The sequence below is a fragment of the Caldibacillus thermoamylovorans genome (genome assembly GCF_000751775.1).
Classification (GTDB): Bacteria; Bacillota; Bacilli; order Bacillales; family Caldibacillaceae; genus Caldifermentibacillus; species Caldifermentibacillus hisashii.
The window spans coordinates 135,660-160,122 of sequence record NZ_CCRF01000035.1 but is presented as its reverse complement, the minus strand read 5'-3'; the positions used below and the strand labels follow the sequence as shown (position 1 = coordinate 160,122).

Below are 24,463 nucleotides of genomic sequence, written 5' to 3'. Positions count from 1 at the left end.
AAACAATACTTTTTCAAAAAATTAGAAACTTGGCGATATAATAGATTATTATAATTTATCATTTGTTATAAGACAATATGATTTTCAAATATATTTATACTCTTCTACATATTGGAAAATATCCCCAAAAAGAAAAGAGGATTTTAATTGATGGCGGAAACGGTCAAACTGAACTGCAAAAGACATACTACAAACGAATTAATTTGGAATTATCTTTCACTTCTTTTCAAACAAGAAAACTAGGGCGTCTATGCCTTTAGGCCACATGTGATGCGTAAGTTCACCGAAAAAATATAAAATTTTTTCTGGTACGATGTATTCGTTGAAAAAGACATTGCTTTTTCAACTACGGAGCCTATACTTTCGGTTCTTCATAGCCTTTCTTGTGAGCTTATACTTTTTCTCACTACTTCGAATTCGCATCTCTGCTGAAAATTTATAATTCTTAACATAGAACACAAGCCAAAAGCACCACAACCTTATGACAACACTTGTGTGACCAACATCCTTTCCTCCCTAGCAATCATGCATTCTTCATACCTTATTTTAAATACGTCAATGTTTTCCCGGAAATACCAAATAGTATAGATAATATTGGAGATAACCAACAAAAAATTGCAAAAGGAATATAGCTCAAAACCGGCACTTCAAGCATACTCGTAATAAAAACACCGCAAACACTCCATGGCACAAGCGGATTAATTACTGTACCAGCATCTTCTAATACACGGGACAAGTTTTTGTTTGCCAAACCAACCTTAGCAAATTGGGACTGGAACGATTCGCCGGTAAGTAAAATCGCCAAATATTGCTCACCAATCATGACATTTAGGCCAATTGCAGTCATTGCTGATGCAGTAATCACACTTCCGACATTATTTAAAAGGCCTGCAATGGATTCTATAAGTCGCGGGACAATACCAAGCGTAAAGAGCAGACCACCCATTGCTAAAGCAAGCAAAACCAGGCTTACCGTAAAAAACATGCTGCTGACGCCACCCCTTGTCAGCAGTTCATCTAGTGCTGTATTTCCGGTTTCTGACACATAGCCGTTAAACAAAACATTAAGTAAGTCTCCAATTGGCAACATTTGATTAATAAAAGAAAGAACAACGGCCAAAAGTGAACTTGCTGCCAAAGAAAGAATCGCAGGGACATTTTTTATCGAAAGGACAATTAATAAAACTAGAGGCAGCCAGCTATACCAATGAATTAGCCCTGTTGAGTACAATGAATCTTGAAAATGATTAATATTTGATAGATCCGCTTCCTCTACGGGTGGGGAAACAAAAATAAAAAAGAGCAATGACAATAAAAATGCCGGTACAGTTGTCCATCCCATATTACGAATATGTTCAAACAGATCAACTTTTACAATTGTCGATGCCAAATTGGTTGTATCGGATAACGGTGACATTTTATCCCCGAAAAAAGCACCGGAAACAATGGCTCCGGCTGTGATCGCCATAGAAAGGTCGATCGTTTGGGCAATACTAATAAAAGCAACACCGATAGTCGCGACTGTCGTCAGTGAACTGCCAATACTCACGCCGACAAGTGCCGTTATTACAAACACAATGGCATAAAAATAGTGGCTCGTGGCCAGTGAAAAACCTGTAGACACTAAAGTTGGAATGGTTCCACTAATCATCCAACTTCCGATCAATAAACCGATAAACAGGAGCAATATGACCGCCCCAATACCTGCCATTGCTCCATTAATTAATCCTTCTTCCATTACTTTAAAAGGGATTTTCCTCAATAAGCCATAAAATAATAAAAAGATAATAACAACTAAAATGGGGATATGTGGTGCAGCCTCGAATTTAATGATGCCAAAACTTAGTAAGAAAATACTTATTGCCGAAAGCAGCACAGCTTCTACTACAGATGGAGTATAATAGGATTTTTTTATATTCATGCTGTTCCTCCTGAGTCGTAATTCAAATTATAATGCTACAATATTTACTTTATCACATAAAAGCGTTTAAGTGCTAAAGTTATATTTTAATATAATTTTATCTTTACAAATTGTCAAGAAGGCGTTTTTTCTCATAAATGGCAGGGTTAGCTTGTGGTTACGCGGTTGCTTGGGTTGAGCCGATTTCTCCTTGGTAGTCACTGCCAGCCCGCGAGATAGGTCTCCCCTGGTCCGCGAGATTGGCTTTATCCAATATAATGGTTCTTATAGACAAAATGTGAGGGAAATTTACTAAAACTGTCCATTAAAACAGCTCTTTTGGACAAAATTAAAAGCCAACCTCCTAAAACTGTCCATTAAAACAGCTCTTTTGGACAAAATTCAAAGCCAACCTCCTGAAACTGTCCAATAAAATCGTTCTTATGGACATATTACGAGGGCAACCAGCCGAAACTTACGGACAAATTGAGCAGCGATAAAAGGAAGAACGGTCTCGAAACGCTCTAGAACAAAAGAAGCAACAATAGAAGAACAAATATCCCCGAGATTGACTCTCGGGGACAAATGAAGAGGGGTTGAATTCAATCCGAATACAAAATTGAATCTACAAACTGGTTTTAACCACTTCATTTTTTTCTGCAGATTCAAAAATAATTTCCATCAGCTTTAATACACGCAGTACTTCGTGATTTTTAACAATGGCTTCGGTACGACCTTCAATAACTGATACAAGGTTATCATAAAAATCTTGAGATAATACGGAAGCTGCCGGAAGATTTACCATTGTAGTTGCTTCCTCTGATGGAGGGGCCATCGTCTTCGTTAAGCCCTGCCCTGCTTTAATCGGCTTCGGTGCAGAAGCTATGATATCTTTATTTTGTTTAACAATTTTTCCGTTAAGACCCCAATCCTCGATAATGGCGGTTCCTTCTGTTCCTTTTAAATACCATCTCGGCAGCGAGATAAAGTTCGTTGTTCCTACTTCTACAAGTGCGGTTATTCCGTTGGCAAAAGTCAAATAGGTTTGGAAGCCATCATCCACCTCATCGCCCAGTACATAACTTAAATTTGCATATACACTCGTAACCGGGCTATGAATCATAAACAACAGCTGATCAAGCAGGTGAACGCCCCAATCCAACACCATGCCGCCACCGTTTTTCTTTAAATGGCGCCAATCACCCGGAATCCCATTGGCACCATGGACACGGGATTCAATATGAAAAATTTCACCCGTCATTTTTTCATTATATATTTTTTTCACGGTTAAAAAATCCTCATCCCAGCGTCGGTTTTGGTGAACCATAAACACTTGTCCGGTTTCCTCAGCTACCGTCATAATTTCCTCTAAATCACGGGCATAGATCGTTACAGGTTTTTCGCAAACTACATGTTTGTGAGCTTTTAAAGCTTTTATTGCAATTTCTTTATGGACGTCATTTGGTGTTGCAATTAATACAATATGAATCGACTTATCCGAAAGCAAGGCATCCAGACTCTCGTACACCTGCAGCCCCTTTGATAGTGCCACATCATTTCTTTCTTGCTTAATATCAAAAATGCCTTTCACATGAATTTGCGGATTACTTTTAAGCAAATGGTCGACATGGTAGCTGCCCATGCCGCCATAGCCAACGACTGCTAAATTGTATGTTCTCGTTGTCATAGAAGCCTCCTCTTATGCCCACCACATATCAGCAGGTGTTTCACGAATGATCACATCTTTTAAGTTTTTAACGGCACGATTGAAGCCTTCATCAATGGACATTAATGGGTCTTCATGCTCAATACTTACAACATAGTCATACCCATAGGTACGTAAGGCACTCATCATATCCGACCATTCTTGCATACTATGACCACAACCGACACTTCTAAATGTCCAGGCACGGGTTTGTACATTTCCGTATGGTTGCATATCTGTTAGGCCATACATGTTGACATTATCCTGGTCAATATACGTATCCTTTGCATGAAAATGGTGAATGGCTCCTGCTTTTCCTAAAATTTTAATAGCGGCAACCGGATCGATACCTTGCCACCACATATGGGACGGGTCTAAATTGGCACCGATCGCATCACAAGTTAATTCACGCAATTTCAACATGGTATATGGTGTATGGACGAGGAAACCGCCATGCAATTCAAGGCCAATTTTGACATGATGTTGTTGGGCAAATTCGCCAATTTCTTTCCAATACGGAACTAATTTATTTTCCCATTGCCATGTTAAAATATCGGCATATTCCGTTGGCCAGGCAACAACCGGCCAATTTGGCTGTTTAGCATCCTCGCTGTCTCCCGGCGTTCCTGAAAAACCGTTTACGACTGGCACACCTAACAATGATGCGAGTTTAATCGTTTTGCGCAGCGTTTCATCCGATTGTTTGGCAAATGCTTTATCAGGCGAAAGCGGATTGCCATGACAACTAAAGGCACTGATGGTTAAACCTCTGGCAGTAACCGCATTCAAATAATCTTTTCGTTTATTTTCATCTTCTAAAAGCTCATCTAATGGACAATGGGCATTTCCCGGATAGCCTCCTGTTCCGATTTCAACTGCATCCAGACCGGAAGCCTTCACATGATCCAGCATTTCTTCAAAGGATTTATTGGAAAATAATACGGTAAATACACCTAATTTCATTGAAAAACCTCCTAAAATTAATTTTCAGACAAACAGTGGGACCCGTTCAAAAATCAACATCACTATGGGAGTCGTTGGGTCCATTATGTTTATTGAAAAATTACAATATGACAATCCGCTTTGTTTCTTGTGATTCGATGGCTGCTAAGATAATTTCCAACGATTTTTTCCCTTCTTCACCGGTAATAAGTGGCTCTTTGTCTTCTAAAATACATTCAACAAAATGATTAATAACATGGGATGTCGTCTGGCCGCCTTCTTCATTGGTTTGGATTCTGCTTAATTGATGTTTGACAACCTCGCCGGTACGATATTGTTCGATTAACGAATACTCAGGATCAGCTTCCAGTTTCAAAATCCCATTTTCTCCATAGATGACCGTCGAGTTATCATCACTTCCTGCTGTATATGCCCAGCTAGCCGTCAATGTACCGATGATGCCGCTTTCTGTACGTAACACACATACTGCATTATCATCTACTTCAGAATAAGATTTTGCATTTGTTTCAATGAAGCTTCCAACTTCTTTAAATTCACCAAGCAAATACCGCATTAAATCGGCTTTATGTACACCAAGGTCGCCCATTGCCCCGATAAAGGCTTTTTCTTTATTAAAAAACCAACTGTCTTTACCGTCTGCACTCCAGCCTTCCGGACCACTATGACCAAAAGTAGTTTTAAAACTGTATATTTTGCCCAACTTGCCGCTCTCAATAATTTCCTTTGCTTTTTGATGAGATGCCACAAAGCGTTGATTATGAGCAATCATTAATTTCTTTCCGTTTGCTTTTGCCGCTTGGATCATCGCCTCTGCTTCTTCCCTTGATGTGGCCATCGGTTTTTCACATAACACATGTTTGCCGGAATTCAATGCAGCAATGGATACCGGTGCATGCAAATAGTTAGGCAGGCATACACTGACAGCGTCCACCTCTTTTAGCTTCAGCACCTCTTGGTAATCTGTAAAAGCTTTTGCACGATATTGGGCAGCCATTGTTTCGGCTCTTTCCGGAACAATGTCGCAAACCGCTACAATTTCTACATTGGCATTCGCAGCGTATTCCGGTAAATGCCGATATTTTGCAATACTTCCGCAGCCAATGACACCGATTTTTAATTTACTCATATGCCAATTCCTCCCGTTTGCTTTTTTCATGATTCATCCCATTTATATAGGGACGTATGAACTTGCTTCAAATTACAAAATTTTCCTTTAAAAGAAAAAGATTTCTTTACGTCAATGTTTAAATAAGGCGATTTCGTTTTTCATCTCTACAAGATGGAAAACATCATATATCTAGTTTTCTATTTGTTTAGATAAGGCAATTTCGTTTTTAAATAGTTCAAGCTCATTTCAATACTTTCGAAAGGATCACGCTGACAAATATCCTGCTCCACAACCCACCAGTTTATGCCGGCTTTTTCGCCCAGCGATAAAACGGTCTCAAGATCAACGCCGCCTGTCCCCAATTCGGCAAAGCTTTTTAACTGATCGGTTGTCATATCTTTTAAATGAACAATAGGTACCCGGTTCATATATTTTTCAATCCATTCAACCGGATTTTCCCCCGCCTTCTTCAACCAGTAGATATCGAACTCGGCAATAACTGACTGTGCTCCATCTAATATCGTTTCTAATACGGTTTTCCCATTATTCAGCCGTTCCAATTCAAAATCATGGTTATGATAACCGAGGACAAGACCTTCCTCTCTAACTCGTTCACCGGTATCCTTTAAAAATGAAATCAAACCCTGATAGGCTGGTTCATTCCGTTCATCCGGCATTAGGAACGGGCAGATAATATAAGTGCTTCCTAATGTTTTTTGCTCCTCTATTACCTTAGTTAAATCATTTTTCAACTCCTGAAGCGGAACATGACTTGATGAAGCCTTTAACCCCAGCCGATCTAATAAGTTGCGTATCTCTTTTGCTGATCTGCCATAAAGTCCGGCAAACTCAACCCCGTCATATCCCAATTCCGCTACTCTTTTTAATGTTCCTTCAAAATCTTTCTCACACTGTTCTCTTAATGTATATAATTGGACGGACACAGGGATTTCCTTCATAAACATCACTCCTCGGATAAAATTTTTTCAAGCGGTTTTGCATTTCCGTAGACCGGGTAACTGCGTTTAACCGGCTTTGCCCACTTCACGGCATTGATAATAACCTGTTGAACTTGTTTATGATAATAGGTCGGATAAGTTTCATGTCCCGGACGGAAATAAAAGATTTTTCCATTTCCCCGCTTAAATGTACAACCACTCCGAAACACCTCCCCGCCTGCAAACCAGCTTGTAAAAATGACCTCATCCGGTTCCGGAATATCAAAGTGCTCCCCATACATTTCTTCGTGGTCAATTTCGATATATTCGGGGATTCCTTCAGCGATTGGATGACCTGGACTAATTACCCATAATCGTTCTTTCTCCCCCGCTTCCCGCCATTTTAAATTACAGCTTGTTCCCATTAGCGATTGAAAGATTTTTGAAAAGTGACCGGAGTGAAGTACAATTAAGCCCATACCGTTTAATACCCGCTGTTTCACTTTCTCCACGATTTGATCATCTACCTCATGATGTGCCATATGTCCCCACCAAATCAAAACATCGGTATGATCTAATACCTCACTTGTTAAGCCATGCTCCGGTTCATCCAATGTAGCCGTTTTCACACCAAACCCGGCCTCATGTAAAAATGATGCAATTTGGCCGTGAATTCCTTCTGGATAAACTGCTTTTACCTCCGAGTTGTGCCGCTCATGACGATATTCATTCCAAACAGTAACCCTAATCATCTCATTCTCTCCAATCAAAAAAGACCTAGTTTCTGTACATTTAGCATACAAAACTGTTAGGTCTTTTTCTTCCTGGAAAATTTATATGTTATTCCCGTATTTTGACTTTTTATATTTTAAAGGTGAAGTTCCAAATTTGGTTTTAAATAAATGATGAAATGTTTTGACACTGCTAAAACCGGCTTGTTCAGCCACTTCAATAATTGGCAGATCCTCATTTAACAACAGCCACTTTGCTTTATTTAAACGGTAATCATTTAAAAATTTCACAAAGGTTTGTCCTGTTAATCTTTTAAAATAACGGGAAAAATATTGAGCGTTAAAGCCCATATGGCGAGCGATGTCATCCAATGTAATTTTCTGTTGATAATATTCTTCAATATATGCAAAAATTTTACTTAAAGACTCAACAAATGATTTTGGGTTGGAAACCAGCTCCGATTTCAATTCATTCGGTGAAATATCTTGATAAACATTGCGATACAAAGTAACAATCATTTCATACATTTTTGCTTTGATGGCAAATAAATATCCCCTGTCTTTATTCACCATTTCTAAATAGATTTCTTGAATTAGCTCCTCGATTTTTTGTTTAATTTTTCCCGGCCATGAAAGACTGGACTTTTCAATGCCGTTAAAGATATCAAGCATGGAAAGCTCTTCGTTGTTGATTAATCTCATGTCTTTAAAAAATGAGATGTCAAACATAAGCACGATTCTTTCGCTATCGGGGGAGGAAAGATAGTAGTGGACCTCCCCACCATTAATAATTCTTACTTCCCCCTCCTGCATGGTGAAAATAGTATCATTGATCCCAACGTTCAGTGTTCCGTTTTTCACATAAATGATTTCTATTTCTTTATGCCAGTGGGGGAGCAATGTCATATCCCCACTATTTAAAAAGCAATCCATTGGAAATTCATTATGGTCCTTGCGAATTTCTAAATACGAGCTTCTCATCGGCAAAATCTCCAAATCAAGCGTTTTCCTTTTATCTTATCATTTTTTGAAACGAGATAGATGTTATTTCTGTGAGTTTTCATTTATATGTGTACCGTTCCTCGGGGGTTGTTCTTGTTTTGGCGTGGTACTGGCCGGCCAATAGCGCAAGAGCAAACGGATTATTCGACTCATCTTTTTTAAAATTATATTAAAAACAGAAGGATTATTCTAGTAAAAATCTAGCCTCGATATCTCATCAAGCAAGGGACAAAAGAATAAAGAAAACTCGGCGATTGCCGAGCCTTTAGGCGAGAGCAGAGCCGTAGTTGCACTTATGCGTTAGGAAAGTAGAAATTGAAAAATTTATACTTTCCTATTAGCTAAAAAAATTTTATAGCAGGTCAAAAAAGTACGCAATTTTTGGCACTAAAAAACCCGCAGAAAATGCCTTAACAACGGGGCTTTCTGGGGTTTTTACTGTCAACTTAAGATTAGTCTAGTGAAAATCTAAGCAAACAATAGTAGTACAGCACTCATGATCTACTCTACAAAAATGGTTTTTAAAAAAAGGATTGAAACGGCGCCTCCGGATGAAGAATATCACCTATTATATCAGCCAAATCGTCCGGTAATATAATCTTCCGTCCGTTTATCACTAGGTGTTGAAAAAATTTTATTCGTTTGGTCATACTCAATAACTTCACCGTTCAGGAAAAATGCAGTTTTATACGAAATCCGTGCCGCTTGCTGCATATTGTGGGTGACGATAATGATACTGAAGTTTTTTCTCAATTCTTGAATAAGTTCTTCCACCTTCAATGTTGAAATCGGGTCAAGAGCGGAAGTCGGTTCATCCATCAAGATAACATCCGGCTCAATGGCAAGACATCTGGCAATACAAAGTCGTTGTTGCTGACCACCTGACAAACCGTAAGCATTTTCCTTCAGCCGATCTTTTACTTCATCCCAAATGGCCGCCCCCCGCAAACTTTTTTCAACAATTTCATCCAGAATTTTTTTATCTTTAATGCCATGGATACGTGGACCATAGGCGATATTATCATAAATTGATTTAGGAAATGGGTTTGGCTTTTGAAAAACCATACCGACTCGGGTTCTTAATTCCTCTACTTCATAGTTTTTATCGAAAATGTTCCTGCCGCGATAGTATATTTCCCCGGATGTTTTTACGGCCGGAACAAGCTCGACCATCCGGTTCAATGTTTTAATAAAGGTTGATTTTCCGCATCCGGACGGACCGATAATAGCTGTAATTTCATTTTCAAAAATATCCAGATTAATATGTTTTAGTGCATGATTATCCCCATACCATAAGTTCAAATCCTTTGTTTGGTAAACCTCTTCTTTATTGACCTCTGGTTGCTCTATCATTAATTCTTCTTTCCTCATTTCAACCAAAATTGCCATTATAAAAACCTCCTTTTTTAAAATACGTAAAGTTCACAAAACACCAATCTTCAAGCACTGTTAATACCGTTTGGAAAATTTATTTCGAATCATGATGGCGACCGAATTCATAACGATTAACAACGCTAATAATACGATAATTCCGGCTGCTGCCAATGCATGGAATTCATCTTGCGGGCGGGATGTCCAGTTGTAGATTTGCATCGGTAATGCCGTGAATTCATCAAAAACCGAATTTGGCAAAAAGGCTAAAAATAGTGGAATACCGAGAACAACAAGTGGTGCTGTTTCCCCAATCGCACGTGATAAGGCAAGGATGGATCCCGTTAATATCCCCGGTAAGGATGCCGGTAAGACAACCCGCAAAATTGTCGTCCATTTTGTTGCCCCCATGGCGTATGAGGCTTCCCTAAAACTGCTCGGCACAGCTCGGATCGCTTCCTGGGCAGATACGATAATCACCGGTAAAACTAACAAACTCATCGTCAATCCGGCTGCCAAAACGCTTTTACCGAAAGCAAAAGTGCGGACGAATAAAGTTAACCCTAATAAGCCATATACAACAGAAGGAACACCGGCCAAATTCGAGATATTGACTTGGATAAATGTGGTAAAACGGTTCTTTTTTGCATATTCTTCCAAATAAATTGCCGCACCGACTCCTAAAATCATCGTGACCGGTACCACAACCACCATCAGCCAAATGGTTCCATTTAGTGCCGTATAAATTCCGGCCTCTTCCGGTTTTCTGGATGGTAAACTGTTCATGAATTGCCAATCTAAGTACGGCAAACCTTGTATAAAAATTCGACCAAATAAAACCGCTAAAACAATGAGACATAATCCAGTTGCTAAAAGAAATAAATATTTAAAAAATGTATTACGAAATAATCTTGGTTTCATGCGACGAATGACTTGCTCCTGGTCAATCAGTTTCATTGGTGTATACCTCCTTGGCAAAGCTGCAGAAATTACGGCAAATGATCAGCAAATTAATAATCCTCCTTAACCCGGTTTGAAATCCACTGGGCAAGCAGATTCATGATTAATGTAAAAATAAAGAGTGCAAAACCGACCGCATATATACTGTAATAAATCGTAGTTCCGTAACCTGCATCACCTTGAGCAACTTGGACGATATAGGCAGTCATTGTTTGAACGGAACCGGTTATATCTAGACCAAGATTTGGTGTCGAACCTCCGGCAATAGAGACAATCATCGTCTCACCGATGGCACGGGAAATCCCAAGAACAATCGAAGCAACAATCCCGGATACGGCTGCAGGAAGAACAACTTTCAACGTCACCTCTAGCTTGGTTGCGCCTAAAGCGAGGCCCCCTTCTCGAATCGCTATTGGAACAGAACCTAATGCATCTTCGGAAAGGGAGGCAATTGTCGGGATAATCATAATCCCAATCACTATCCCCGGACTTAGTGCATTAAAAATTTCCAATGAAGGAATTATTTTTTGTAAAATTGGTGTGACAAATGTTAACGCAAAAAATCCATATACAATCGTTGGAATTCCGGCCAGCACTTCCAAAACCGGTTTAATAACTCTTCTCACTTTGTCCGATGCAAATTCACTTAAATAAATGGCCGCGGCAAGACCGATTGGAACTGCTACGAGGATGGCAATACCGGTAATCCTGAGTGTTCCGGATATTAACGGCATAATTCCATATTGACCAGGTTCAGAAAAAGGATACCAGGTGTTACCGGTAATAAACTCTTTTAATGAAACATCTTTAAAGAAGGCAAAAGTTTCAACAAGTAGTGTAAAAAGGATACCAAGTGTGGTTAATACAGAAATAATCGCTGTCAACTGTAAGATCACCGGCATGATCTTTTCGCTCCAATTTTTTCTTTGTCGTTTCTTTTTTGCGATCATTTCTTGAACCGATAATGTTGCAGCATATTTTTGCGAGGACATGTTGAAAACCCCTTTCATCCATAACAAGTTGGGACAATCCTCCCAAATCGAAAAGCTCTAAACATGTTATCCTTTTTGCTTTATATCTCCGGGATTGTCCCACTTTGATTATTTTCTTTATTTTAAATCTTCAAGCGTTGATAAAGCTTTATCATATTTTTCTTTCGGCAAGCTGACATAGCCAACTTCTTCAGATAGGGTTCCTGCGTTTTCAAGAGCAAATTTTACAAAATCATAAACTTCAGGTTTTGACAAGGATTCATTTTTTACATAAATGTAAAGCGGACGGGAGAGTGGAGTGTATTTGCCGCTTTCAACCGTTTCATTTGTCGGTTCAACTGCTCCATTCCCGTTATCAATCGGGACTACTTTTAATTGATCTTTGTTTTCAGCATAGTAAGCATAACCGAAATAGCCAATGGCGTTTTTATCTCCGGTTACACCGGTAACAAGTGTGTTATCATCTTCTGACAAAGTGGCTTTTTCAACAATTGGTTGTCCGTCCAAAACAACTTCATCGAAATAATCAAATGTACCGGAGTCAGTACCCGGTGAATAAAATTTGATTTCTTCTTCCGGCCAGCCATCACGAATATCAGACCATTTTTTTGTCGTACCATCTTCCACCCAAATCTTTTTCAAATCATCAACTGTTAAATAGTCAACCCAGTCATTATCTTTATTCACAACGACTGATAAGCCGTCATAGGCAATTTCAAATTCCGTATATTCAATTCCTGCTTTTTCTAATGCCGCTTTTTCTTCGTCTTTTATCGGACGGGAGGCATTAGAAATATCGGTTTCTCCGGCAGCAAAGGCTTCAAATCCGCCGCCAGTACCGGACATACCGACAGAAACTTTTACATTCGGTTGATTCATATTGTATTCTTCAACGACCGCTTCCATAATCGGAAAAACAGTAGAAGATCCGTCCACTGCAACGGTTCCTTTCAGTTGTTGATCGGATTGTTCTGAAGCTTTATTTCCATTTGATCCTGATTCGTTTCCACTCGTTCCTTCTTGAGGTCCGCATGCAGTTAGTAGTACCGCTCCCGTGATGAGTGCAGATAATGCCAGTTTCTTATAGTTTTTCATTTTCGTTTCCCCCTAAGAAATTTGCTTGTTTATCTTACATAACTAACAATAAAGGGGAAAAATTAACTTGGTATAAATGGTTTGTTAAGGTTTGTTAAGATTCTGTAAATTTGTCGTTTTGGATGATTAATAAAAAAACATCGTGGAAATAGTAAATTTTTTGAAACCAACATGGACTTACAATCGTAAGTGTTTATATAGGGATTTATTTTGAGAAGGGAGGATGAATATTGAAGAGGATTTTAAAACATTTGTTAGGCTCACACTCCAGCAGCAGACGAAGACATCATGCCCATTTTGGCAGCAGCAGTCGACACCGCCACGGCCATTCATCTTTTTTCGGTAGCAGCAGCAAACGTCGTTATAGTCACAACCCGTATAAGGGAAGCGACTATTTTAAAAGGAAAAAGTATCGCAGCAGTTCATAACTTTTCTATAGCGACATCGATATCCTCCAAAATTTCATTAATCGATGAATAAGGTACATCAATTCCGAGCAGCCGTTTTAGCAGATTGGTCGTTGAATGATGGAGTTGAAGCTCTTCTGTCCAGGGGAGGGCTTTTTTATGTTTCTTTTCAAAAGTTGTATATAGAAGGAATAATAATAGGTCGCCTAAATCATGATAATCATCTTGTTTCCTTTCTTCCTGAGTCTTTTTTGATTTTAAAATGGATGAGAGATTTCGTGCCACAAAATCTTCTTTTTCCCCGTAAGCCAGACCGAGATCAATTATAACCGGTTTTTCTTCTCTTAGCATAATGTTTGGAATTCTTAAATCACCGTGGTATATTTCGTGGCGATGGAGATACCCTACCGCTTCCGTCAACGCACGAATAAATTCCAATGCCGCTTTTCCATCGTACACACGTTTTTCTTCAAAAATTACTTCTTCCATATTTTTCCCGTCAATATATTCCATGACATAAAAATGTCCGAGATTACCTGAAAAAGAATGCAACAATTTTGGTAGTGCCTTATGGTTTAATTGTTCAAGCATGCAAATTTCCCGATTGAAAAGGGCAACTTCCTTTTTGAACTTTTGCTTAGTGGGACGCAGTTGTTTGACAGCAACCATTTGATTTTTTTGTAAATCTTTACATTTGTACACCAGACCAAAACTACTGGAACCGAGTAATTTGATAATTTGATAGCGGTTATCGATATGAACACCCGGTGCCAACGATTTATCAACAAAAAATTGAATAACTTTACGAATCGGACGGAACAAACTCAAGCCGGGGGCCCTCCTTTCCTATTCTGTGAAAAATGGTATATATTTAAAACTTACCAATTTGTTCGAGGATACACAAGAATTATTGTTTTTTAAAATACATTTTTCAAGTTGGTGGACAACTTTTGCTACCAGAATACAGCAAATATTTATGAAATGAATAAAAAAGAAACATTTATCTGGCAGTGGAAAAAACGTATAATGTATATAAGCATGATATACCCGTTTATATAGCGATAGCATTTTGTGAGGAAAACGGTGTAGACTATGGCAAGTGATTGTTATGTAAAAGTAAGCGTTTATAAGTATCGCTACTAACCTATTATTGATCATTCGTTTTTCAAATTGTTTATAATGAGTGGAATGTTGGTGAAATGAAAAACGAAAAGGGATGTGAATAGATGGCTGCAAAAAGAATTGTGATTGCCGGGACTGGAAGCGGTGTCGGCAAAACAACGATAACGATTGGACTTATGGCGGCACTGCGAAAAAGAAATTGGCAAGTTCAAGGTTTTAAATGCGGGCCGGATTACATTGATCCGACTTACCATACCGCCGTAACAGGCCGGCCTTCAAGAAATTTGGATAGTTGGATGTTCGGAAAAGATTTGTTAAAGGAAATTTATTTACGGGCAAGTGAAGACGCAGATATTTCCGTTATCGAAGGAGTAATGGGATTTTTTGATGGACATTCGCCGGAATCGGATGTAGGAAGTACAGCAGAAATTAGTACCCTTTTGAATTGCCCGGTAATTCTTGTTGTCGATTGTGGGAGTATGGCGAGGAGTGCAGCGGCTGTTGTGAAAGGGTTTCAAGCTTTTACAGAGAAGGCAAACATTGTTGGTGTTATCGCAAATCGTGTCGGTGGAGAGGGGCATTTTCACCTTGTCAAAACAGCCATTGAAAAAGAATGCCAAATTCCTGTCATTGGTTATGTAAATAGTGAGATTGATATATCTCTTCCGGAACGGCATTTAGGTCTAATTCCCTCTATTGAAAGAGGCGATTTAAACAGCTTTTTTGAAAAACTTGGTGAAATTGTTGCGAAAACGATTGATTTGAATTTACTGACTCAACTAGCAGAAGTACCGGCAATTACGAAGACAGGTTCTTCAATTTTTGATGTAAAGTGTGAAAAAAAGGTGAACATCGCCGTTGCAAAAGATGCGGCCTTTCATTTCTATTATCAAGAAAATTTGGATCTACTGGAATCATTTGGGGCAAAGCTTTCTTTTTTCTCACCGTTAAATGGAGAAACAGTTCCCGATAATGTGGACGGTCTTTATATTGGAGGAGGTTTTCCGGAACAATTTGCAAAAAATTTATCAGAACAAACAGTAGTTAAACAATCAGTAAAAATGGCGATAGCTGACGGAATACCAACCCTTGCAGAATGTGGTGGTTTTATGTTTTTAACAGAAGCAATTGAAACACATGATGGGAACCGATTTGAAATGGTTGGGGCGATTCCGGGAAAAACCGTTATGCAAAACCGATTAGCGGCAATTGGATATCGAGAAATAAAGGGGATGAACGGGAATCCTATTTTAACAGACGGATTAACAGCAAGAGGACATGAATTTCATTACGCTGTTTACATTCCAAGCAGGGATGTCCCTTATGCATATGAAACAGAAAGTACATATGGCAAAAAACACGAGGGCTACCAATCTAGAAATCTGGTTGCGGGATTTACCCATATCCATTTCGCCACCTGTCCGGAAATAGTTGAAAATTTTATAGCATTGTGCCGGACATGGAGATAGAAATTTATCTTACGGTTAATGTTTGTGCTTAGCAGTGAACAAAATACTTTTCTGTGATTATTTTTCAATGAAGGTATTGAGCGCATAAAATTTTATAGCATTGTGCCGGACATGGAGATAGAAATTTATCTTACGGTTAATGTTTGTGCTTAGCAGTGAACAAAATACTTTTCTGTGATTATTTTTCAATGAAGGTATTGAGCGCATAATAAACAAACTACCTCCCTGTGGCGTGTTTATCAATGAAAGTGTTGAAATCGTTTAACGCATAATGTCTCTTTGTTACTGGTTGACAATCGTTGCACACGATTTTTAAAAATGATTGAATGAGGTGAGAACCTTGCGTATCGTTTCACTTTGTCCAAGTAATACAGAAATATTAGCTTGTCTCGGGTTAACCGCTCAGCTAATCGGTGTTGACCATTATTCTGATTGGCCGGCTGACGTTAAAAAACTGCCAAACCTCGGTCCTGATTTAAATATTAATATAGAGAAAGTGATCGAATTAAAACCGGATTTCATTGTCGGTTCTTTAAGTGTTCCCGGTATGGAAAAAGTTGTGGAACGTGTTAAAAGCTTAAATACACCTTTTCTCATACTCGACCCGCATCGACTGGGTGATATTTTTAATGATATTATTAAGGTAGGTGAGGCAACTGATCGTTATCAAAAGGCTTGCGATTTAGTAGATTGGATGAAAGAAAGGATTGAAGAAATCCGACAAAAATGCCCGAAAGCAAATCCGCCTCTTCGCCTCTATTGGGAATGGTGGCCAAAACCAGTCGTTTCTCCCGGTGGAAAAAATTGGCTCACTGATCTTTCGGAAATAGTTGGGGCAACAAATGTTTTTGCCGATATCCCGGAAGATAATGTGAAAACCGACTGGGCCGGAGTCGTAAAGGCAAATCCGGACTATACAATGGTTGTTTGGACAGGAATCCCGTTGAAGAATGTGAAAATCGAAAAAATCATCAACCGCCCCGAGTGGCGAGGGTATCCTTTTGCGAAAAAAGACAGGATCCATATTCTTGAAGAAGGCTGGTTTTGTCGCCCATCACCGCGATTAGTTACAGGTCTGGAACATTTAGCACATATTTTATATCCGGAAATTTTCCCTGAAGCCAAAAGTTTTATATAACCGGACTTTTGCTATTTTTATAGTGATGGGGAAAATTTGTTGTTATATGTCGGTCCTTTACTTCAAAATTGGTTAATTGTGTAACTTGAGGTGCACGATCCTAAAGGCGGGTGGATTTTTCGTCGCCAAAAATAGGTGTTTTCCTACCTAAAATGGTGACGAGTTTGATTCTCGTCGCCAAAAAATAGTGTTTCTCGCCCCAAAATGGTGACGAGAACGAGGCTCGTCGTCAAAAATTGGTGTTTTCCTACCTAAAATGGTGACGAGTTTGATTCTCGTCGCCAAAATAGAGCATTTTTCACTTCAAAACGGCGACGAGAATAGGGCTCGTCGTCAAAAATTGGTGTTTTTCGCCTTAAAATGGTGACGAGAACGAGGCTCGTCGCCAAAATAGGGTGTTTTCCTACCTAAAATGGTGACGAGTTTGATTCTCGTCGTCAAAAAATAGTGTTTCTCGCCCCAAAATGGTGACGAGAACGAGGCTCGTCGCCAAAATAGAGCATTTTTCACTTCAAAACGGTGACGAGAATAGGTCTCGTCGTCAAAAATTGGTGTTTTCCTACCTAAAATGGTGACGAGTTTGATTCTCGTCGCCAAAATAGAGTGTTTTTCGTCTAAAAACGGCGACGAGAACAAGTCTCGTCGTCAAAAATTGGTCTTTTCCAACCTAAAATGGTGACGAGTTTGATTCTCGTCGCCAAAAAATAGTGTTTCTCACCCCAAAATGGTGACGAGTTTGATTCTCGTCGTCAAAATAGAGCATTTTTCACTTCAAAACGGCGACGAGAACGATGCTCGTCGCCAAAATAGAGTGTTTTTCGTCTAAAAACGGCGACGAGAACAAGTCTCGTCGTCAAAAATTGGTCTTTTCCAACCTAAAATGGTGACGAGTTTGATTCTCGTCGCCAAAAAATAGTGTTTCTCGCCCCAAAACGGCGACGAGAACAAGTCTCGTCGTCAAAAATTGGTGTTTTCCAACCTAAAATGGTAACGAGTTTGATTCTCGTCGCCAAAATAGAGTGTTTTTCGTCTAAAAACGGCGACGAGAACAAGTCTCGTCGTCAAAAATTGGTGTTTTCCGACCTAAAATGGTGACGAGTTTGATTCTCGTCGCCAAAATAGAGCATTTTTCACTTCAAAACGGCGACGAGAACGAGGCTCATCGCCAAAATAGAGTGTTTTTCGTCTAAAACGGTGACGAGAACAAGTCTCGTCGTCAAAAATTGGTGTTTTTCGCCTTAAAATGGTGACGAGAACGAGGCTCGTCGCCATCAAAAATAGTAATTAGAGAAAGTGATCGAGTTAAAAAAGCCATCTGCACATACCAGATAGCTTTTGGGTCGTCCAATATTTCATAATTATTAATCCGGGATATTGTTTATTTTTTCTACCCAGAAACAGTTCATCGTCCTATATTCTCCTAAATTGCCAATCAGGTACATAGTTTATTTTCTACCCAAACACAATTCATCATCCTATATTTCTCCTAAGTCTAAGCGATATAATTTCCGGTAGCGTTCGTTTTCCTTAAGCAGAGACCGATGATTTCCATGCATTGAAATCGCCCCATTGTCCAAAAATACAATTTGGTCCATTTTTTCCATCCCCATTAGATGATGGGTAATGAGAATAACCGTTTTTCCTTCCAAAGTTTTAAAAATGGTGTCCAGTAAATCCCGCTCCGTCAATGGATCAAGACCGACAGTCGGTTCATCCAACACAACAATTGGCGTATTCTTCAATAAAATTCTTGCCAGCGCGATCCGTTGTCTCTCCCCACCGGAAAAACGTTGCCCGGATTCTTCCATTTGGGTATCCAGTCCTTTTGGCAAAGAATGAATATATTGATCCAATTTCACTTGCCGGATAACGTCTTCAATTTCTTCCCTCGTTGCCTCCTGATTCCCCAAACGAATATTGTTTTCCACCGTCGTTGCAAATAAATAAGGTTTTTGGTTCAATACACTGATAACTTCATAAATCTGTTCACCATATCTGCTTGCCGACAAGTCACCAATCTTAACCGTACCATTATCCGGTTTCATTGCCCCGATTAACAGCTGTAATAAAGTAGATTTACCGGCACCGCTCTTACCTAGCAAAGCTACCTTCTCTCCGGGGCGAATTGTCAGATTGATATTTTTTAAGGCCGGTTCTTTATTCGACCCATACGTATAATCAACATGTTCAAAATAAATGACAGGATTCGTTGCAATTTCAAACGATCCAACCACACCTTGAGTTCCATTATATTGATCGATATTTTCCAGCCGCTCTAATGACTCTTGATAAGCCGGAATTTTTTCGATTGCATTCGAAACCGGAATTAAACCTTCTAAAATCGGCAAAGTCACCAGCGTGAAAGAAGCAATGTACGCCGGCAGTATTTCTCCTTCAAGCGCTTCAAAACCTGCCCAAATACCGACAAATATCAAAATAAGTCCGGATATCACTTGCAGTTGAAATGTGCGGGCATGATTCCAATCCGCTAACTTTTTCTCAATCTTATTCGTCTCCCTGCTTTCCTTCATAAATTGGAAGATAAATCGCTCCTTGTTTCCGCTAATCATCCAATCGCTAATGCCAAGTACTGCGTCGGTAAACATTTTGTACAGTCGATTCCGCTTTTCCTTCACTTGAATTTGTCGCTTCTTCAAAAAATACAAGGATAAAAGTGGATAAACGACGATGATTACGGCAAGACATACGGCAATCCAAAGAGCAAAAAACGGATCAAATATCGCTAAGCTTGTAACCGAAAAAACAAATAAGAATAACGCAACAATAGTTGGGAAAATTGTTCGAATATACGCATCCTGCAAATGTTCAATATCATCGGCCAGCGTTCCGACCAAGTCCCCTGTTTGGAATCGCGAACGAATAAACAAAGCTTGCGGCTCCAGTGCGTCGTACAACCGCACACGCATATCCGCTAAAATTTTCAATACCGTATTGTGCCCAACCAATCTTTCCATATAACGGACGACCGGGCGAGCAATACCAAACGCCCGCACAAGAACAATCGGTACATATAACATTAAAATATTGTAAGGCGCCTCAGCTGCTCGTGTGATTAAGAACCCTGAGGTGAAGGTAAGCATCGAAGCAGTTAAAAAGGTTAAAAAACCGAGAAAAACGGTTGCCAGCATGAACCATTTATACTGTTTTATAAATGGACGAATATATTTATTAAAGTTTCTCATCTAACTTACCTCCCCTCGATGAACCTTGACTAACTGTGTAAATACACCATTTTTTCTAAAAAGTTCATCCGGTGTTCCGCTTTCTGCAAGCCGACCGCCATCCATAACGAGAATATAGTCCATTTCATTCATCCAGTGCAGCCTGTGCGTTGCAAAAAACACTAACTTATTATCAAGCAATGGAAGCATGATTTCTTTTATATCATGTTCCGTTTCAATATCGAGATGGGCGGTCGGTTCATCAAAAAACATGATCGGACGATTCGTCAACAGTGCCCGAGCCAGAGCAATCCTCTGTTCTTCGCCGCCGCTTAACGCTCTTCCACCCTGTCCGATTTTTTCATTAAGGCCATTCGGGAATTGACTGATTAATTCTGAAAGACCGGTTCGTTCCGCTGCTTCTGTAATTTCTTTGTCTGTCGCATTCGGTGCATACCACATAATATTTTCCTTGACCGTCCCTGAAAAAATATATGGATGTTGCGGAATGTAAGTTACTTGATCTTGCCAAGCTGCCACTGAAAAATCCGGAATTTCAACCCCATTAATAAAAAATGACCCGCTTGTCGGCTTTGTAAACCCTGATAAAAGATCAATCAATGTAGATTTCCCGGCTCCGGATAATCCAATAATTCCTATTTTTTTAAAACCGCGAATGGTAAAATGAATATCCGCTAATACTGTACGATTTTCCTCTGTAAATGTTTTTGTTAAACCACGAACAACTAATTCTGACTCTTTGTTCCAATCGGGTAAATTGACAGTCATAACCTGCTTCTCACCGTCATCCAAATTAAGTAATCCACGGATTTTTTCCCCTGATTCCTTTCCGTCCATCGTTGCGTGATAATCATTTCCCAGTTCACGAACGGGCAAGAAATACTCCGGTGCCAAAATTAATATCGTCAACGCTGCCAAAAAATCTATTTGTCCATTAATTAATCGTAATCCAAGTTCAACCGCAACCACCGCAACAGACAAACTGGAAAAGAAATCCAAGGAAAAGGATGAGAGAAAGGCTACCCGCAATGTACGTACCGTTGAAATCCGGTATTTATTGCTCACCGAATAAATGGCCTCGCGATGTCCTTTACTCCGCCCTAAAAATTTCAATGTCACCAAACCCCGTAAGGAATCAACAAAATGTCGAGACAATAATTGATAATTTTCCCATTTATTATCTTTCTGCTTTTGGGCAACAAGGCCTAATAGAATCAAGAAGATGATAAGAATTGGCATCACAACAATTAATACAACAGCTGAGGTTACATCCATCGTAAAAACATAAATAACGATACTTGCCGGTATAAGTAAACATGATAAAAATCTTGGGATAAATAATTCAAGATATGTTTTATAGCTTGGAATGCCTTCTAAACATAAAGCAATAATATGACCGGAACCTTGCCTGCTGATTGTTTTCGGACCGATCATAAAAACTTTTTCTACTAAATCATTTTGAAGTTGAGAGGATGTTTGATCAGCAAAACGATAAGCGATACGTGATTTTAACCATTGGAGAAAATGTCTGAATACATGGGCAAGGAAAAACATAGCAAAAAAGGGAAGGGCACTGAACCCCGCCCCTTCATATACAGTTATAATGGCCTTAGCAAGGAACCCTGCCTGCGCGATAATTGCTAAACTTTGCAATACGGTCAGGATTCCAATCAGCACAAATGTTTTTTTACTATCTTTATAAAGAAACAGATTTTTATCCATCAGTATTCCAAATGCTCCTTATGTGACACACGTTTTCTAAAAATATAGTAGCTCCAAATCGTATATGCTAATACAATCGGTACCATTGTTAAGGCAACAATAGTCATCACTTTAAGTGAGTAGGCTCCCGAAGCTGCTTCATAGATCGTGATATTATTTACCACATCCGTCGTGCTAATCATGACATTCGGGAATAGTGCAATGAAAAACGATGCCGTCACAAGGACTAAGATGAGCCCGGTTAAAGTAAAGCTAAATCCTTCTTTCTTATCTTTAACCATTTTATATAAAGCTAAATAAAGAAGTACTGCTACAGCATACATTGGAATAATGATTGCTCCACGGTTGGCGTAAGCATCTGTGAATATCCCTGTTAACACAACGAACAAAACAATGACTGCACCGGTTACCCAATAAATTTTTAACGCTTGTTCGCGGGCACGGGCACGCAATTGGCCGTTTGTCTTCATCGTAATAAACATTAAACCGTGCAAATAGGACAATAGAACAAAAGCAATTCCACCAACTAATGTAAATAGATTTACCATATCTCCGAAGAAAGTGGCGTGCATATTCATATTTTCATCAATCGGAAGTCCTTTAATCAATCCTGAAAAGAGTACGCCGACCAAAAACGGCGGGATTAAACTGCCAAGAAAAATCGACCAATCCCATGTAGTTTTCCATTTGGCCGCGTGATGTTTTCCCCGGAATTCAAATGCCACCCCTCTGGCAATCAGCGCAAGCAAAAGCAGCACGAATGGCAAATAATAGCCGCTAAAAAGCGTTGCATACCAATGTGGGAAAGCAGCAAACATCGCACCACCGGCTGTCAATAGCCAAACTTCATTCGCATCCCAGTGCGGTCCTATCGTATTGATTAATACTCGTTTTTCTGTTTCATTTTTTGCTAAAAATTTCGTACTCATACCAACGCCAAAGTCAAAACCTTCCAAAAAGATAAACCCGACCCATAAGACGCCAATCAATAAAAACCACAATTCACTTAATTCCATTTAACAGCACCCCCTGCATTTGCATCAAAAGGATCTGTTGCGGTTGTGTCGTCTTTCAATTTTTCATGTGGTCCTTGTTTAATCGTTTTGATAAACAAATAAACCATCGCAACAGCGAGCAATGTATAAATTAATGAAAACGCAATTAACGAGAAGAGAATTTGTCCGGAAGAAACACTCGGTGAAACACCGCTTTCCGTTAACATCAATCCGTTTACTACCCAAGGCTGACGACCAATTTCCGACATTATCCAACCGGCAGAGTTAGCAATATACGGTAAGAATAAAGCAGCCAGTAACCATTTCAGAAAATGTATACTCGTTTCAAGTTTTTTCCGCCATAGTAAAATTAAACCAATTAAGCTAAGTAAAATCATTAAACCACCGGAAGCCACCATAATCCGGAAGCTCCAGAATGTTGTTTTTACAGGTGGAATGTAGTTCCCTTCTCCGTACAAGTCTTCATATTGAGCTTGCAGTGCTTTCATTCCCGGAAGATCACCGGAAAATTTCCCATAAGATAAATAACTTAATAAATATGGAACTTCCACTGACCAATTATTTTTTTGATTTTCCGTATCAATACCGGCAACGACTGTCCATGGAGCCGGGTCTGTTGTATTTTCCCAAATTGCTTCAGCAGCAGCCATCTTCATCGGTTGAGCTTCTACTAAATATTGAGATTGTGCATGCCCGGAAAAAGCAATCCCCAGTGTTGATACTAGACCTACAATTAATGAAATGTTCATTGATTTTTTGAAAAACTCAATGTCGCGTTTTTTAATCATATTCCAAGCTGAAATACCTATAAGTAAAAATGCTGCAGTACAAAGACTTGCGAAAATTGTATGTGGATAAGCCACCAATAATTTTTGATTTGTTAACAAGCCTAAGAAATCATTCATTTCCGCACGACCATTGGCAATTTCATATCCAACCGGATTTTGCATGAATGAGTTAGCAGCCAGTATCCATAGAGCAGATAAGGCCGTCCCAATGGAAACTAACCAAATGCTGGCCAAATGTAGTTTTTTCGGTAACCGTTCCCAACCAAAAATCCATAATCCGATAAAGGTCGATTCCATAAAGAATGCAAGCAGTGCCTCGATTGCAAGCGGTGCCCCGAATACATCCCCAACAAAACGCGAATAATCAGACCAGTTCATTCCAAATTGGAATTCTTGAATAATCCCGGTCACAACACCGACGGCAAAATTAATTAAGAAAAACTTGCCCCAAAACTTGGACATTTTTTTGTACATTTCGTCCTTCTTCACCACATAAAGTGTTTCCATTACAGCAATGATGAACGCCAAACCGATTGACAATGGAACAAAAATGAAGTGGAACAGAGTTGTTGAAGCAAACTGTATCCGTGCCAGTAACACTTCTTCCATTTCCGCTTTCCCCCTTTGAAATTTTCAGTTCATTTTTACCTAATCTTATTTAAGAATTATAATAACTTACATATTAATCATATAGGTTTTTCCTATCGCAATGGTGGAATTATTGTGGAGTTATTTTGGAAATCCTGTTACAAATCAGACATACCATTTCGTCCAATTTGTGACATTTTTTACAATTCACGGCATATATTTACCTTTTTGTGATTTTTATCACA

22 protein-coding genes are annotated in these 24,463 nt (G+C 39.3%); 2 read left to right on the top strand and 20 right to left on the bottom strand.

Features of this window, described 5'->3' with window-relative positions:
- Window positions 1-541: 541 nt before the first annotated feature.
- The 12 genes from nhaC to BT1A1_RS04795 form a co-directional block, all read right to left on the bottom strand.
- Window positions 542-1,921, bottom strand: coding sequence for a Na+/H+ antiporter NhaC (nhaC, locus tag BT1A1_RS04850; protein WP_034768670.1), 1,380 nt, complete (start codon window positions 1,919-1,921; stop codon window positions 542-544).
- A gap of 604 nt (window positions 1,922-2,525) precedes the next feature.
- A complete protein-coding gene (locus tag BT1A1_RS04845) occupies window positions 2,526-3,587 on the bottom strand; it encodes a Gfo/Idh/MocA family oxidoreductase (RefSeq protein WP_034768668.1) in 1,062 nt (353 codons plus the stop codon).
- Between the two features lie 12 nt (window positions 3,588-3,599).
- On the bottom strand, window positions 3,600-4,568 hold the full coding sequence (locus BT1A1_RS04840) for a sugar phosphate isomerase/epimerase family protein (protein ID WP_034768666.1): 969 nt from the start codon (window positions 4,566-4,568) through the stop codon (window positions 3,600-3,602).
- A gap of 100 nt (window positions 4,569-4,668) precedes the next feature.
- A complete protein-coding gene (locus tag BT1A1_RS04835) occupies window positions 4,669-5,694 on the bottom strand; it encodes a Gfo/Idh/MocA family protein (RefSeq protein WP_034768664.1) in 1,026 nt (341 codons plus the stop codon).
- A gap of 179 nt (window positions 5,695-5,873) precedes the next feature.
- Complete coding sequence (locus BT1A1_RS04830; RefSeq protein ID WP_034768662.1) at window positions 5,874-6,635, bottom strand: sugar phosphate isomerase/epimerase family protein; 762 nt, start codon at window positions 6,633-6,635, stop codon at window positions 5,874-5,876.
- 5 nt (window positions 6,636-6,640) lie between these two features.
- Window positions 6,641-7,366 carry a ThuA domain-containing protein gene (locus BT1A1_RS04825; RefSeq protein ID WP_034768654.1) on the bottom strand — a complete coding sequence of 242 codons (726 nt, stop codon included), beginning with the start codon at window positions 7,364-7,366 and terminating at the stop codon, window positions 6,641-6,643.
- 81 nt (window positions 7,367-7,447) lie between these two features.
- Window positions 7,448-8,326 (bottom strand): AraC family transcriptional regulator, encoded by an 879-nt coding sequence (locus BT1A1_RS04820; RefSeq protein ID WP_034768652.1) that lies wholly within the window; start codon window positions 8,324-8,326, stop codon window positions 7,448-7,450.
- 594 nt (window positions 8,327-8,920) lie between these two features.
- Window positions 8,921-9,718 carry a phosphate ABC transporter ATP-binding protein PstB gene (gene pstB / locus BT1A1_RS04815; RefSeq protein ID WP_034768724.1) on the bottom strand — a complete coding sequence of 266 codons (798 nt, stop codon included), beginning with the start codon at window positions 9,716-9,718 and terminating at the stop codon, window positions 8,921-8,923.
- 78 nt (window positions 9,719-9,796) lie between these two features.
- Window positions 9,797-10,675, bottom strand: a complete 879-nt coding sequence (gene pstA / locus BT1A1_RS04810) for a phosphate ABC transporter permease PstA (protein ID WP_034768651.1) — start codon at window positions 10,673-10,675, stop codon at window positions 9,797-9,799.
- Window positions 10,676-10,728: 53 nt separating this feature from the next.
- Complete coding sequence (pstC, locus tag BT1A1_RS04805; RefSeq protein ID WP_034768650.1) at window positions 10,729-11,670, bottom strand: phosphate ABC transporter permease subunit PstC; 942 nt, start codon at window positions 11,668-11,670, stop codon at window positions 10,729-10,731.
- 117 nt (window positions 11,671-11,787) lie between these two features.
- Window positions 11,788-12,765: a PstS family phosphate ABC transporter substrate-binding protein gene (locus BT1A1_RS04800; RefSeq protein ID WP_034768648.1), complete on the bottom strand. Its 978-nt coding sequence runs from the start codon at window positions 12,763-12,765 to the stop codon at window positions 11,788-11,790.
- Between the two features lie 422 nt (window positions 12,766-13,187).
- Window positions 13,188-14,000 carry a serine/threonine protein kinase gene (locus BT1A1_RS04795; protein WP_051989006.1) on the bottom strand — a complete coding sequence of 271 codons (813 nt, stop codon included), beginning with the start codon at window positions 13,998-14,000 and terminating at the stop codon, window positions 13,188-13,190.
- A 398-nt stretch (window positions 14,001-14,398) separates the two neighbouring features.
- Here BT1A1_RS04795 and BT1A1_RS04790 point away from each other — a divergent pair, with 398 nt between their 5' ends.
- Window positions 14,399-15,763, top strand: coding sequence for a cobyrinic acid a,c-diamide synthase CobB (locus tag BT1A1_RS04790; protein ID WP_034768646.1), 1,365 nt, complete (start codon window positions 14,399-14,401; stop codon window positions 15,761-15,763).
- A gap of 340 nt (window positions 15,764-16,103) precedes the next feature.
- Entirely contained in the window at window positions 16,104-16,901 is a 798-nt protein-coding gene (locus tag BT1A1_RS04785) for an ABC transporter substrate-binding protein (protein ID WP_034768644.1), read from the top strand.
- Between the two features lie 147 nt (window positions 16,902-17,048).
- Here the strand turns inward: BT1A1_RS04785 and BT1A1_RS18570 are convergent, their stop codons facing one another.
- From BT1A1_RS18570 to BT1A1_RS04765, 8 genes are all read right to left on the bottom strand, one after another.
- A complete protein-coding gene (locus BT1A1_RS18570) occupies window positions 17,049-17,186 on the bottom strand; it encodes a hypothetical protein (protein ID WP_156103186.1) in 138 nt (45 codons plus the stop codon).
- A 48-nt stretch (window positions 17,187-17,234) separates the two neighbouring features.
- On the bottom strand, window positions 17,235-17,498 hold the full coding sequence (locus BT1A1_RS18565; RefSeq protein WP_156103185.1) for a hypothetical protein: 264 nt from the start codon (window positions 17,496-17,498) through the stop codon (window positions 17,235-17,237).
- Window positions 17,499-17,776: 278 nt separating this feature from the next.
- Window positions 17,777-17,914 (bottom strand): hypothetical protein, encoded by a 138-nt coding sequence (locus tag BT1A1_RS18560; protein ID WP_156103184.1) that lies wholly within the window; start codon window positions 17,912-17,914, stop codon window positions 17,777-17,779.
- A 70-nt stretch (window positions 17,915-17,984) separates the two neighbouring features.
- Complete coding sequence (locus BT1A1_RS18555; protein ID WP_156103183.1) at window positions 17,985-18,173, bottom strand: hypothetical protein; 189 nt, start codon at window positions 18,171-18,173, stop codon at window positions 17,985-17,987.
- A 203-nt stretch (window positions 18,174-18,376) separates the two neighbouring features.
- Window positions 18,377-20,104: a thiol reductant ABC exporter subunit CydC gene (cydC, locus tag BT1A1_RS04780; RefSeq protein WP_034768642.1), complete on the bottom strand. Its 1,728-nt coding sequence runs from the start codon at window positions 20,102-20,104 to the stop codon at window positions 18,377-18,379.
- Window positions 20,105-21,826 carry a thiol reductant ABC exporter subunit CydD gene (cydD, locus tag BT1A1_RS04775; RefSeq protein WP_034768640.1) on the bottom strand — a complete coding sequence of 574 codons (1,722 nt, stop codon included), beginning with the start codon at window positions 21,824-21,826 and terminating at the stop codon, window positions 20,105-20,107.
- The gene (gene cydB / locus BT1A1_RS04770; protein WP_034768638.1) at window positions 21,826-22,842 is read right to left on the bottom strand and encodes a cytochrome d ubiquinol oxidase subunit II; all 1,017 of its coding nucleotides are present in this window, start codon (window positions 22,840-22,842) and stop codon (window positions 21,826-21,828) included. Before cydB ends, cydD begins: the two co-directional genes overlap by 1 nt.
- Entirely contained in the window at window positions 22,833-24,239 is a 1,407-nt protein-coding gene (locus BT1A1_RS04765) for a cytochrome ubiquinol oxidase subunit I (protein WP_034768636.1), read from the bottom strand. The genes cydB and BT1A1_RS04765 overlap by 10 nt, the downstream gene beginning before the upstream one ends.
- Window positions 24,240-24,463: the final 224 nt, after the last annotated feature.